Here is a 12,130-nt window from a genome sequence, read left to right on the forward strand (position 1 = left end):
GGTTCCGCCTTCGATACCGGAATTTCTGAGGCGGCGGTAACAGGACCGAATCTGCAGCGGGCTGGCGTGTGGCTCTAAGCGGTTGGCTGATACAGTGTTGGAAACCAACGATCGACAACCGCAGTTGGGAAGCCGAGCTTCACCGGCGAGCGTGTTGTGGACGAGACGAGGTAACCCTTTTCAATAAGGGAGTTGAGCACCGCCCGCGCCTGGCGCTCTTTGTAGCCGGTGAGGCCGCGCGCAGGGCCCCGAGCATATTCGCCCGCCATGACCGCTTCGCGCAGCAAAGGCCATGAACCCTTTGGAAGGCGCTTTGCACGCGTCTCCTCCTCGGTCCAAATCTCCATCCGCCTCAGTAATTCTTCCGGCTCCAAAAGCCCGGCCATGAAGTTGACCTGGTCAACACAGGTGGCCAGGAAGAATTTGCAGAAATCAAGAAGCCCTGCCATCGTAAGATTGCCTCGGCTATCGAGGTCGCCGCGACGCGGCTCGTCAGCAGCCTGCAGATAGGCGTGGTATTCCTCGTGAAGCCAAGTCAGTCGATTACCTCCACGCTTTCCTATTCGATCGCATCAAAGTCGATCGCCCCTTCGTCGCGGAGCTTGGAACCAACCAGCGCTCCGACGCGATCATGCGTGCCATCGTGAGCAGGACCAGGAGTCTTGGAATACCGCTGCTGGCCGAGGGTATCGAAACGGAGCAGCAATGGTCGTGGTTGCCCAAACTCGGCTGCAACGCAGCACAAGGCTATTTGATCGGTAGGCTAAAACTGCCACACGCCGTTTTGTCCCACATGATGAGTGGCAGGTCACGTCGACGAAAGATGGGGCTTGGGCACTCCGTGTAATGCACATTGTAGCATACCGTTCGGGACCGTGAAGATCATGAAGTCTGCTTGATTTGCCGATGACAGCAGATCTTTCTGGTCGCTTTCCGTGACGCGCCTTTTCTTATCATTTTTCGAAATAATTTCGATCGGGAAGTGGGCATTGCGACGACGGCGCCGGAAGGCGCGCGACCAAAAAATTCGACGGTTGCGGGCGAGGGGGCCAGACGGCTTGGCCGGCAGGTCACTACACCCCGAAACACGCCAGTTGGCTCATCATGGTCGAGTGCGAGATCAGCGTGTTTCAGCGCCAGTGTCTTGGCCGCCGCATCGACGACCCCAAAAGGTCCCGAAACGAGATCGCAGCATGGCAAAGCCGGCGAAGCAAAACTCGAGCTCGCATCAAGTGGATGTTCGCAACCTGACAAAGCACGCGCCAAACTCGGCCGCGCCTATCCAGCCACCGCAAAGAGTCAAAATCACTGAGCTGAACCACTAGGTGCTCGCGCATTTTAGTCGTTCCAAAAAACGTTAGGGTGATCCCGCTCAAATTTCGGAGTTTCAGTCGTTTCCGACACCGATAAGCCGGGCTAGTAAGAGCAATAACCAGAAGGCACCGTTCATTCGAACACTCCCTTCTTCTCTACGCCGAAACGACGCACTCCATCCTGCTTCGATCCGTCGCGGAACGAGGAGCGGAGCTCCTCGCCGGGGGCGCTCGGGAACGGCATGCATGCCTATCTGTAGGTTCAATCCTAATTCGGACTCCGTAACGATGAATTAGGACACCGCGGTTAGGCGGAGATCGTCGGGTGCTTCCTCAGTCCCACCCGACACAGCTTAAATGCGTATATCGGAAAAGGGAGGTCCCGGCGGCAAACCGGGGCTTTTTCGTTTGGCTCAAGGCGGTAAACACAAAAAGGCAAAAACGCCGCCCGCTTGAAAAACCGATGCGAGCGGCGTTTAGCCAGCCAAGGGAAGGTGATGCAAAATCCCAGCGAGCACTAGTATGCACAGACTGTAACACGATTTTGTGTCGGGGAAAGGGACACCCGCCAGACGAGTACCTGCTATCTCGCAGCAGGGTATTGTGTGTGAGCAGACTTGGTGGAGACGCACGCATTGCTAAGCGCTCATGTCACGGCATGCACAACGTCATATTCTGGCCGCCGCCAAAGCTCCCGCGTAAATACCCGCTCGATCACCTCGATTGCTCTCATCACTTCGGCCTTGCCGATATAAAGCGGGGTGATACCGAACCGCATGATGTCGGGCGCCCGAAAGTCGCCGATCACGCCATGGGCAATCAGGGCTTGCATCGCTGCGTAGCCCCTTTCAAATGCGAACGAAACCTGTGAGCCTCGCTCTTCATGCGAGCGCGGCGTCACCAGCCTGAGCTGCGGGCAGAGACGCTCGACTTCGCCAATCAGCAGATCGGCGAGCTCGAGCGAGCGAGCGCGGACTTCATGCATGTCGATGCGGTCCCAGATATCGAGCGAGGCTTCCAGCGCTGCCATAGCGAGCACGGGCGGAGTGCCGATCCTCATGCGCTCAATGCCAACTGCTGGTGCATAGCCGAGATCGAAGGCGAAGGGCTTGGCGTGGCCCATCCAGCCCGACAGAGCAGGCCGCGCGTGATCAGCATGGCGCGGCGCAATGTAGAGAAACGCCGGCGCCCCAGGGCCGCCGTTGAGATACTTGTAGGTGCATCCGGCCGCGAAGTCGGCGCCAACGCGTGCGAGATCGACGGGCAACGCGCCGGTAGAATGTGCGAGGTCCCAGACAGTGACGATGCCCAGTGCGTGGGCTCTTGCGGTGAGCTCGGCCATGTTATGACGCCGCCCCGTGCGATAGTCCACCTCCGTGATATAGAGCACCGCGATTTCCTCGGACAGCGATTCCTCTATCTCCTCAGGCCGAACGAGCCGCAATTGGTGCCCGCGTCCCAAGGTCGCGATCAAGCCTTCGGCCATATAAAGATCGGTCGGGAAATTGCCGGTATCCGACAACACGATTTTGCGATCACGATTCATCTCGAGCGCGGCGGAGAGCGCCTGATAGACCTTCAACGACAGCGTATCGCCAACGGTGACAGACCCAGTTTCAGCGCCAATAAGCCGTGCAATCCGATCACCCAGCTTGCGCGGCTGCACATACCAGCCGGCAGTATTCCAGGCGCGGATCAGCTCGACGCCCCACTGCTGCTGGATGACGCGGCCCATTCGATCAGCCGTGCTAAGCGGCAGCGGACCAAGCGAATTGCCATCCAGATATGTCACACCGTCCGGAATGTTGAACAGCGGCTTTGTCTGTTCGTAAACGCGCAATCTGTTTTCTGTAGTGCTCATAGGACCGTTCGGACGCGCCAGAGTTCCGGGAATAGTTCGACCTCCAGCATTCGCTTGAGATAGCTGACGCCGCCGGTGCCTCCCGTACCTCGTTTGAAGCCGATGATGCGCTCCACGGTGGTCACATGGTTAAAGCGCCAACGGCGGAAATAGTCCTCGAAGTCGACGAGCTTCTCAGCAAGCTCGTAGAGCAGCCAATGCGTTTCCGGCGCCTCATAGACACAGCGCCAGGCCTCGACCACTGCATCGTTGAGGCGATGCGTTTCACGGACATCACGTTCCAGTACGGAGCGCGGAATCGCAAGCCCCTTGCGGTTGCCGAGGCGCAGCACCTCGTCGTACAGGCTTGGGATTGTGAGCTCCCTCTCAAGAAGCCGTGTCGCCTCCGCATCATGCGCGTGCGGCTTCAGCATGGCTGGATTGCGATTGCCCAAAACATATTCGATGAGGCGGTACTGACGGGATTGGAAGCCGGACGACTGTCCGAGCTTCGCCCGGAAATGCGTATACTCGCTTGGCGTCATCGTGCGCAGCACGTCCCATGCGCTGTTCAACTGTTCGAAGATACGTGAGACGCGCGCCAGCATTTTCATTGCCGGCGCGACGGCGTCGCGTGCAATCGCGTCGCGGGCCGCACCCAATTCATGAATGGCAAGTCGCATCCAGAGCTCCGAGGCCTGATGCTGCACAATGAACAGCATCTCATCGTGCGCATCCGACAGCGGATGCTGCGCGCTGAGAATGGTCTCCAATCGCAGATAATCGCTATAGGACATCCGCGCAGCGAAATTCGTTTCTGCGCCTTCTGCTGTTGGATCGTAGTCATTGTTGGCCATCGCGGGCGTCCTTAGTCAGACCGATCAGACAAGGGGTGAGCTCTGACCAGGGATCTCTTAGTGGGACGACTGCGCCTGCAGGGGTTGCGATTTGGCTCGACGACGAGACGACTCGGAACCTCCCGCCTGATCCGGACATCCCCCATCAGCTCGGCTTGGCAACTTAAGCTGAGACGTTCACCGCCGCCCACCCGCGCTGCGAGCGTGCCAAATTGCGCATTCATCGTCGCTGTTCCATCATCTGCCGGTCGACGATTTATGCAGATCTTTCGAACTGCGGCTGCCAACGCAAGAGGTATGATTGCAAATATTGTACAAGCAGCGCCAGCATGGTTCCGACGATCATCATTATAAAGATCGCGACCATCATTTCGCTGGCATTGGCGCGTGCCTCTGCCTCAATGATGAGCTTGCCGAGGCCACGTTCAGCGCCGATAAACTCTCCGACGATCACGCCGACAAGTGCAAACGACACTGCAGGGAGCAGAGACGCGAACACCCAGGCCAGCGCAGACGGAATGACAACGGTACGCAAGATGGTCAGCTCGCTCGCGCCCAATAGGCGGGCGGCGGCAATTTGATCTCTGTCGACCGCCCGCGTGCCTTCGAACGTATTAAAGAACACGATGAAGAACACGACGAGTGCGGCGGTCACCACCTTCGACACATCGCCAAGGCCAAACATGAGAATGATCAGTGGCACGAGCGCGATGCGTGGGATCGAATTGAACGCCAGAATGAACGGTCCAAATATGCGCGCAAGAACGTCCGAGCGTCCGAGGAGGAGGCCAACGACGATGCCGGCGGCCGAGCCGAACAGAAATCCCCACCAAGTATTCTTCAGCGTGACAAGCGTCGCTATCCAAAGATTGTTATCGGCATTCCTGAAGCAGACCAGAAAATCCGATGGGTCGTTGAGGCAGCTAAGCCGCAAGAAGCTCTGCCAGATCAATGACGGCTTCGCCACGAAATACGGGTCGAGAATCTTGGGAACATAGGCTCTTGGCAGAACTGCTTTGCTCCATTCAAAGCCCCATTGCCAAATCACAAGCAGAAAAGCGAAAATTGCGATCTGCCAGAGCACGATCACCTGACGACGGGTAGCCATGATCAATCGGCCTTGGTACGGCGAAACTCTTCGCCAAGCGAATGCCAGATGTGAGAATACAGGCGGCCGAATTCGGCCGTTTCGCGCAACCCGACTGGATCTCGCGGACGAGGAAAGGGCACCTGGAAGTCATCCTTCAGCCGTCCGGGCCTTGCGGACAGGACGATGATGCGGCTGGCCAGTGTAAGCGCCTCGCCGAGGTCGTGAGTTACGAACAGCACAGTCTGCCGTTCGCGCTCCCAGATATCGAGCAATGTCTTGTGCATTTCCAGCTTGGTATGAGTATCAAGCGCGCCGAAAGGCTCATCCATCAGGAGAATTTCAGGTTCGAGGATGAGGGTGCGCATTAAGGCCACCCGCTGACGCATCCCGCCCGAAAGCATCCGAGGAAAGCTCTGGCCGAAGCCAGTCAACCCGGCCTTTCCAATCGCATCGGCAACCCGCGCGGAACGCTCCGTCTTCGTGATACCGGAGATTTCGAGCCCGTAGCCGATATTCTGCTCGACCGTTCGCCAAGGAAATAGTGTGTCGCGCTGAAACACGTAACCGACGTTGGAATTTACCTTGCCGGTATCAACTAAGTCGCCGTCGACGAGAATTCGGCCGCCTGAATGTGGCAAGAGCCCGGCCACCATGTTGAGGATCGTGCTCTTTCCGCAGCCGGAGGGGCCGAGCAAGGCAACGAATTCGCCTTGGCGAACCTCGAATGATACATTGTCGACGGCAGCAAAATCGCCTCGACCGGCGCTGAAGCGCTTAACTAGTCCTTGCACAGCAATCCGAGTGCGACCAGCGTCCGCATTCGTCGTTTCTCGGGCAACGGCGAGGCTGGGGCCAGGCGCGGACATCACTTGTATTTTGCCTTCGCTACATTGAGAAAGCTCATATCGACAACGTCCTCGTATGCAGTCTCCGGAATTTCTGTACCCTTGCGGGACCAAATTCTGCTGCCCCGATCATAGGCGGCTTTGTCGATGTTTCCGTCATATGCCCAAGTCAATTTGTCAAAGCCAAGCTCTGCGCTAACGGCGGTGGGATCGATTCCAGAAAACCACTTGGGCGCAACCAGTGCCTGGACTTCGGCGAGCGGCGTCGTTTTGACCCACTTCATCGCCCGATAAATCGCGTTCACGAAGGCCTGTACCGTCGGCTTGTCCTGCTCGATCGTGTCCGCCAGCGTGTAGACGACCAGCACCGGAACCGTGCCCCCGAAATCTTTCTCAAACATCCCCGGTTGGGAGGTATCGTAGATCAGAGTGCCAAAGCCCTTTTTCTTGATTTCGATGATCCAACTTGGCGGTGCCATGATGGCATCAAACTGCTTGGTTTCGAGAGACGGAAACATGATCTCCTGCCCGCCGCCAGCGACCCAATTCACTTTTCCGCCAAGCCCTCGTGCTTCAAACAGATAAGTGCCATAGACCCAACTGCCCGATCCGATGGCCGTGGCCGCGATGATCGGCTTGGCCCCGTCTGGGCGCTTGTAGGCCGCTAGCTTCTCGAGCGACGTGATGCCGCTTTCATAGAGGTCTTGCCGCACAACAACATTGGCGTACGAGCACGCCATTTCAGTTGCGAGCAGAATTTTGCATGCCTTGCCGCGCGCCGTGAGTTGAAGGGGGTGACTGGCGTCACCGTGGGCGAACATCGCTTGGTCCGAAGCGAGCATCTGGCGACCGAAACTGCCCGAGTTGCCTGTAATCAGTTTCGAATTGAGTCCTTCATCCCTGAAATAGTTCTTGAGCTCGGCGATCATGCCGATGGCATAGATTGGCGTTGTGGGGCCGAAGGCGAGGGTGACCGGCTTGCCTTGAGCGCGCGACTGGCTCGGCAGCAACGAGGTGCCCGCAAATGCGGAGCCCGAAACAAGGACTCGGCGCCGTGTGATGGTCATGCATTACTCCCCTGCTGCTTGTTGCGAACCAGGCGCTTAAGATCCGTCATACGGCCGACGAGGCGATTGTCCCCGCTTTTTCTAACGCAGCGATTTCGTTTGTCGAAAACCCGATATCGCCGAGGATGTCGTGTGTATGTTCGCCGACCTGAGGCGGGTCATTGCCATTTGCGAGGCGGCGGCCGTCGAGCGATATCGGCAGCAAGGGGGGTTTGGTGTTACGGCCATCGGGCAAGCGGATCTCGGTCAAACCACCCGATTTATTGAGGTGGGGATCGCTGAACAAATCACCCGGTTTGTTCACGGGCGCATAGGGCAGCTCAAGTTCTTCCAGCTTCGCGGCAAGTTCGGCCTTGTTCCAGCCGCCAAATATCTTGGCGACTTCCGGGATCAGCCAGTCGCGATGATCAACTCGACCTTGAGCCGTGATGAAACGCGGATCGCTCAGCCAGGCAGCCCGATCAAACGCGAGGCAGAACGCCTGCCATTGCTCCTCCCCAACGACAGTGACGAAAAGCTTTGATCCGTCCTTTGTATCGAACAGGTCATAGATCGGCCAAGGACTGTCCTTCACCGAGTACGGAATTGAAGGGCGTCCGGTGACGACCTCGCACATCATCGCCTGTGCCATTAGAAAGACGTTGTTCTCGAAGAGGGCGCTTTGGATGTAACGACCGCGGCCGGTGCGCTGTCGTTCGGCGAGCGCGGCTTGGATCGCGATCACCCCAAACATGCCACCCATGACGTCATTCACTGAGGCGCCCGCGCGCATTGGCTGGCCCGGCAGGCCGGTCATGTAGGCGAGCCCGCCCATCATCTGAACGACTTCATCGAGCGCAAGACGGTTCTCGTAGGGTCCGGGGAGATATCCCTTGAGTGAGCAATAAATCAGCCGCGGCGCGAATGCGGCCACTGAATTGTAGTCGAGACCGACCCTCTTCATCAAACCCGGTCGGAAGTTTTCGATCAAAACATCGCTGCGCTCAGTGAGCCGGCGCGCCACCTGTTTGCCTCCCGGGCTCGACGTGTCGAGCGCGATGCTGCGTTTGTTCCTGCTGTATGTCGCAAAAAAACCCGCGGCAGGCCCCTTGAAATAGCGAGTGCGATCGCCCTTGAGCGGCTCGACTTTGACCACATCGGCGCCCAGGTCGGCGAGGATGAGCCCACAGGTAGGGCCCATGACCATCTGACTGAATTCAACGACGCGCACGCCTTCGAGGGGGCGGGGAATTGTCGGCCCTGATGTGGGATTGCCGCCCATCATGCCACCCTCCGCAACACCCTTGGAATTCCAGCCTCGTGCAGATGACCTGTCAGGTGCTTCTGCTCAACGTGCCGGGCGAGAATTTCGCGTGTCGCCATCAACCGATCCAGATCGATCCCAGTGGAGAGGCCCATCCGTTCGAGCATGAACACGAGATCCTCAGTCACAATATTGCCCCGTGCGCCCGGTGCGAAGGGACAGCCGCCAAGCCCCGAAACAGCAGCATCGAAGCGCCGGACATCCGCTTCGAGCCCCGCGACGACGTTGGCAAGACCGGCGCCAAGCGTGTCATGCAGATGTAGCCTGAGCATCATTTTTGGGCCGGTCTCGTTGCGAACCGCGCGTACGATCCGCTTAACCTGCGTTGGGGTGCCGTAGCCGACGGTATCTGCTAGTCCGATCTCGTCCGCACCCGCCTCGGCGAAACCCTGCACAAGGCGACACACCGCGGCCTCACTGACGTCGCCTTCCATTGAGCAGCCAAAAGCTGTCGCTACAGCGCCCACAAGATGCGGCCGCTCAGGAGCTTTTTGCGCGTTGATCCTCGCACGAACTACACGGAATGCTTCGAGCTGTTCCTCAATCGTGCGGCGCACATTCGCCCGGTTGTGCGTTTCGCTCGCCGAGATCACGAAATACATGCTGTTGACTCCGGCCGCGAGCGCGCGCTCAGCACCTTTAACGTTCGGTACGACCGCGCCGATGGTCGTAGACTTATGGGTCAACGCGTGCGCAACAACTGCTCCAACGTCGCCGAATTGCGGCACGACCGTAGCCGGTACAAATGAGCCCGCATCGACCTCGCTCACCCCCGCGGCGACGATCGCACTGATCAGCTCGCATTTTGCGCCTGTTGGCACAATGACATCCAAGTTTTGAAGGCCATCGCGCGGTGCAACTTCGCAGATGTGCACATCCGGTGAATTGTCCATTGGCGCCCTATTGTATATTCTTGCATTAAAGAACAATATGTGACATCATCTGTCAATGAAGATTCCGAACCGCTTCGGGGGCCCCGGAACGAGGCTCTGCCGGTGGGCGGCCAGGACATGATCCGCTCGCATTCCGCGGAATTCTATTTTCGGGTGAGGTTTGCATGGATTATCCTGTTGGCTGAACTGCCTGGCGCTGCCTGTTCGCGCGCCGCGCGGCGATATTCATCGGGCGTCCGCTTCAGGGGTGCATCCCGACGGAATCCTTTCGCCCTGCGGTTCTGGCGTAAGCCAAATAGCGTTCTTGGTGAAACGGAAGCGCCGCACCAAGAATGCCTTTCGTCCACGAAGCCACGCCCGTGCCCGATTGAAGAGGCGCGCCAACTCCAGCCCTCATTGCATAGAGCCAATGAGCCGCACAAACGATCGTTCAGTAAGGAGAAGCTATGTTTCAAGCCCTGCCTGATCTGCCGGCCGACGCCGTGTTGGCGTTAGCCGAGGCATGCCGCAACGATCCTCGGCGGGACAAGATCGACCTGAGTGTGGGGGTCTATCGAAACGATAACGGCGTTACGCCCGTCCTGTCCGCGGTGAAGGCCGCCGAACATCTCTTGGTCGAGGGACAGGACACCAAATCATACGTAAGCCCACTCGGTGACACAAAGTTCGTCAGCCTTATCCGCGAGCTCGCGATCGGAAACATCGAGGTGGATCGACTAGGTGGCGTTCAGACACCTGGCGGCGGCGGTGCGGTCCGGTTAGCTTGCGAGGTCATAAAGCTGGCGGCACCCTTTAGCCGGATATTTGTGGGCCTGCCGACATGGGGCAACCACATTCCAATCTTTGAGGCCGTGGGATTGGAAATAGGTACGTACACCTATTACGACGTCATTTCTCAAACGCTTCGCTTCGACGAAATGCTCTCATCGCTCAAGAGCGCAAGGAGAGGGGATATCGTGCTGCTTCACGCGACTTGCCACAATCCATCGGGCACGGATCTTAGCCTTGATCAATGGCGGGCGATCGCGCAACTTGTGGAGGAGAGAGGCCTCATTCCTCTCATCGACTTTGCCTATCAGGGATTCGGTGATGGTTTAGAGCAGGATAGAGAAGGACTAGAAATAGTGCTGTCCAGCGTGAGCGAAGCGTTCGTCGCTTATTCTTGTAGCAAAAACTTCGGACTGTATCGGGAGCGGACCGGAGCGCTCTTCGTCTATGGCACGAACCCGGTCTCAGTAGGGCGGACTGTTCAAGCCATGGCTGCCCTAGCGAGAGTTAACTGGTCCATGCCGCCCGACCATGGTGCTGCGGTCGTCGGCACTATCCTGTCGAACACCGCCCTTCGTCAGGATTGGCTTCGCGAGCTCACGACGATGCGGGAAAGAATTTTAAAAATTCGTGCGGCCGTCGGACGGGGTATGCCCGAATTTTCTCAGCTCGGGGCGCAAAAGGGAATGTTCTCCACCTTACCCTTGCATTCTGCCACGATCGACCGTCTCCGCAAGGATGATGCGATCTATATCGTTGGAAACGGCAGGATCAATCTGGCCGGCCTTACAACTGACGACGTGCCACGCTTTGTCGACAGTGTCCGGCGAGCAGTTTAAGCTGTCGAAATGCAACTCGGAAACGGATCCGCCTGTGGCACCTATCTGAAGACGTACACCTTAAGCGGGCGTCGAATATGACGCATCATCAGAGCCGATGCATCAGCATACCGGCGGGCCTCCAGGACGTCGAGCAGCCTCAGGTGTTCCTTCACGTGCCGGCGCATGCCGTCGCGATCAGCGAAGCTTCGGTATGCAAACAAGCGACGAATCGAATTTACGCGCTTAAGTGACTCGACGAAGAAGGGATTCTTGGCACCGCGCGCGATCTCCTCATGGAAATCACATCCCCATTGAAACACTTCACCTATCGTGAATTTTTCCAGCTCGCCATCAAAAATGCGCAGCTGGCGCTCGCGAAGTCGCTCGATGACCTCTGGCGCCAGAGCGTAACCAGGTTGAGCAATTGCTGCTGGTTCGATCACCGCGCGGAACGCCATAACTTGTGTCTGCGCTTCGGGACTTGATACAGTTTCAGCAAAACGCCACCCGTAGCCCGGTGAGCGCGCGATCCACCCTTCCGCTGCGATCCGATCCAGCAGTCGTTGTAATTCGGTGCGTGTTAGATCGTAACGGCGCAGCAATTCGGCTTCCGTGACATCGGCGGGAAGGCGCTTTGCGACCACGTCCGTTGCAATCGTCGCGTAGGCCTCTTCCGCGCGGCTTACCGCCGCCAGTGTGGATTGTGCGGCTACGCTCGTAGGGTCTCTTGTCAAGACAAAGCCGCGGTGCAATTCACCGCGCGCGAACCCCGCCTCTTCTAGAGCCTTTAAGCCTAGGCGAATTGGCGCGCGCGACAGGCCAAGCGCATCGGCAAGCTTTTGCTCGATGAGGCGATCGCCGGTCTTCATCCCATCGCGACGGACAACGGACAAAATGAGCCCAGCCAAGTGCTCGGCACGACCGAGCGGGCTCTTTTTCTTGGGCCGTCGTGAGATGGGCGACAACGGCCGAGCATCTCGATTCAAAGGTCTTTCTTTCCCGTTTGCCAGCATGTGGATGTAACTCGTGGCCAAGAGCGAAGTCAACTTGGAGCTATTGTACTAAGGATGCGAACATTGCCGCTGTGGCAAGGCTCCAAGTCCGCCGCCTTCCAACTTAAGGAGGCGCAACGCGAAGTTTGGCGAAGCCAGTTGCGGCTTTCGGATGGACGCGTCTGATTTCGCGCTCAATCTCGTCGAGGCGCACTTCGATCCGGCGTACTCCTGGTTCGCGTCCTCCTTTCTACGTAGATGCATCGACAAACTCGGTAACAATCTTATGCGCGAGATGCTGGCATAGCCCTCCTAATCTTGAACGCCTCAAGCCCATCGAG

General features: G+C 57.9%; 11 protein-coding genes and 1 pseudogene. 3 read left to right on the top strand and 9 right to left on the bottom strand.

Annotated features, from left to right (window positions below; translation table 11 throughout):
• Positions 1-74 precede the first annotated feature (74 nt).
• Positions 75-449, bottom strand: coding sequence for a hypothetical protein (locus X268_RS38105; protein ID WP_188637391.1), 375 nt, complete (start codon positions 447-449; stop codon positions 75-77).
• A gap of 68 nt (positions 450-517) precedes the next feature.
• Here X268_RS38105 and X268_RS38110 point away from each other — a divergent pair, with 68 nt between their 5' ends.
• Both X268_RS38110 and X268_RS40495 read left to right on the top strand, forming a co-directional pair.
• Positions 518-847 carry an EAL domain-containing protein gene (locus tag X268_RS38110; RefSeq protein ID WP_128930197.1) on the top strand — a complete coding sequence of 110 codons (330 nt, stop codon included), beginning with the start codon at positions 518-520 and terminating at the stop codon, positions 845-847.
• Between the two features lie 224 nt (positions 848-1,071).
• Positions 1,072-1,312 (top strand): annotated as a pseudogene (locus tag X268_RS40495) (IS630 family transposase); the annotation flags it as partial.
• 647 nt (positions 1,313-1,959) lie between these two features.
• On the opposite strand, the gene kynU reads toward X268_RS40495, so the two are convergent.
• The 7 genes from kynU to X268_RS38145 form a co-directional block, all read right to left on the bottom strand.
• Positions 1,960-3,174 carry a kynureninase gene (kynU, locus tag X268_RS38115; RefSeq protein WP_128929957.1) on the bottom strand — a complete coding sequence of 405 codons (1,215 nt, stop codon included), beginning with the start codon at positions 3,172-3,174 and terminating at the stop codon, positions 1,960-1,962.
• The gene (gene kynA, locus X268_RS38120) at positions 3,171-4,010 is read right to left on the bottom strand and encodes a tryptophan 2,3-dioxygenase (RefSeq protein WP_128929958.1); all 840 of its coding nucleotides are present in this window, start codon (positions 4,008-4,010) and stop codon (positions 3,171-3,173) included. The genes kynU and kynA overlap by 4 nt, the downstream gene beginning before the upstream one ends.
• A gap of 256 nt (positions 4,011-4,266) precedes the next feature.
• Positions 4,267-5,118 carry an ABC transporter permease gene (locus X268_RS38125; protein ID WP_128929959.1) on the bottom strand — a complete coding sequence of 284 codons (852 nt, stop codon included), beginning with the start codon at positions 5,116-5,118 and terminating at the stop codon, positions 4,267-4,269.
• Positions 5,119-5,120: 2 nt separating this feature from the next.
• The gene (locus tag X268_RS38130; RefSeq protein ID WP_430648438.1) at positions 5,121-5,891 is read right to left on the bottom strand and encodes an ABC transporter ATP-binding protein; all 771 of its coding nucleotides are present in this window, start codon (positions 5,889-5,891) and stop codon (positions 5,121-5,123) included.
• 74 nt (positions 5,892-5,965) lie between these two features.
• Positions 5,966-7,012 carry an ABC transporter substrate-binding protein gene (locus tag X268_RS38135; RefSeq protein ID WP_128929961.1) on the bottom strand — a complete coding sequence of 349 codons (1,047 nt, stop codon included), beginning with the start codon at positions 7,010-7,012 and terminating at the stop codon, positions 5,966-5,968.
• 46 nt (positions 7,013-7,058) lie between these two features.
• Positions 7,059-8,273, bottom strand: coding sequence for a CaiB/BaiF CoA transferase family protein (locus X268_RS38140; RefSeq protein WP_128930198.1), 1,215 nt, complete (start codon positions 8,271-8,273; stop codon positions 7,059-7,061).
• Positions 8,273-9,208: a hydroxymethylglutaryl-CoA lyase gene (locus X268_RS38145; protein ID WP_128929962.1), complete on the bottom strand. Its 936-nt coding sequence runs from the start codon at positions 9,206-9,208 to the stop codon at positions 8,273-8,275. Before X268_RS38145 ends, X268_RS38140 begins: the two co-directional genes overlap by 1 nt.
• A 446-nt stretch (positions 9,209-9,654) precedes the next feature.
• Here X268_RS38145 and X268_RS38150 point away from each other — a divergent pair, with 446 nt between their 5' ends.
• A complete protein-coding gene (locus tag X268_RS38150) occupies positions 9,655-10,815 on the top strand; it encodes an amino acid aminotransferase (protein ID WP_128929963.1) in 1,161 nt (386 codons plus the stop codon).
• 41 nt (positions 10,816-10,856) lie between these two features.
• Here the strand turns inward: X268_RS38150 and X268_RS38155 are convergent, their stop codons facing one another.
• Positions 10,857-11,666: a GntR family transcriptional regulator gene (locus tag X268_RS38155; RefSeq protein ID WP_232995542.1), complete on the bottom strand. Its 810-nt coding sequence runs from the start codon at positions 11,664-11,666 to the stop codon at positions 10,857-10,859.
• Positions 11,667-12,130 lie beyond the last annotated feature (464 nt).

Origin of the sequence: Bradyrhizobium guangxiense (genome assembly GCF_004114915.1) — a bacterium.
Lineage (GTDB): Bacteria > Pseudomonadota > Alphaproteobacteria > Rhizobiales > Xanthobacteraceae > Bradyrhizobium > Bradyrhizobium guangxiense.

What these genes read in the sequence shown, in the direction of transcription:
- X268_RS38105 (WP_188637391.1), bottom strand. Translation starts at nt 449, where the DNA reads ATGGCAGGGCTTCTTGATTTCTGCAAATTCTTCCTGGCCACCTGTGTT.
- kynU (WP_128929957.1), bottom strand. Translation starts at nt 3,174, where the DNA reads ATGAGCACTACAGAAAACAGATTGCGCGTTTACGAACAGACAAAGCCG.
- kynA (WP_128929958.1), bottom strand. Translation starts at nt 4,010, where the DNA reads ATGGCCAACAATGACTACGATCCAACAGCAGAAGGCGCAGAAACGAAT.
- X268_RS38125 (WP_128929959.1), bottom strand. Translation starts at nt 5,118, where the DNA reads ATGGCTACCCGTCGTCAGGTGATCGTGCTCTGGCAGATCGCAATTTTC.
- X268_RS38135 (WP_128929961.1), bottom strand. Translation starts at nt 7,012, where the DNA reads ATGACCATCACACGGCGCCGAGTCCTTGTTTCGGGCTCCGCATTTGCG.
- X268_RS38140 (WP_128930198.1), bottom strand. Translation starts at nt 8,273, where the DNA reads ATGGGCGGCAATCCCACATCAGGGCCGACAATTCCCCGCCCCCTCGAA.
- X268_RS38145 (WP_128929962.1), bottom strand. Translation starts at nt 9,208, where the DNA reads ATGGACAATTCACCGGATGTGCACATCTGCGAAGTTGCACCGCGCGAT.
- X268_RS38150 (WP_128929963.1), top strand. Translation starts at nt 9,655, where the DNA reads ATGTTTCAAGCCCTGCCTGATCTGCCGGCCGACGCCGTGTTGGCGTTA.
- X268_RS38155 (WP_232995542.1), bottom strand. Translation starts at nt 11,666, where the DNA reads ATGAAGACCGGCGATCGCCTCATCGAGCAAAAGCTTGCCGATGCGCTT.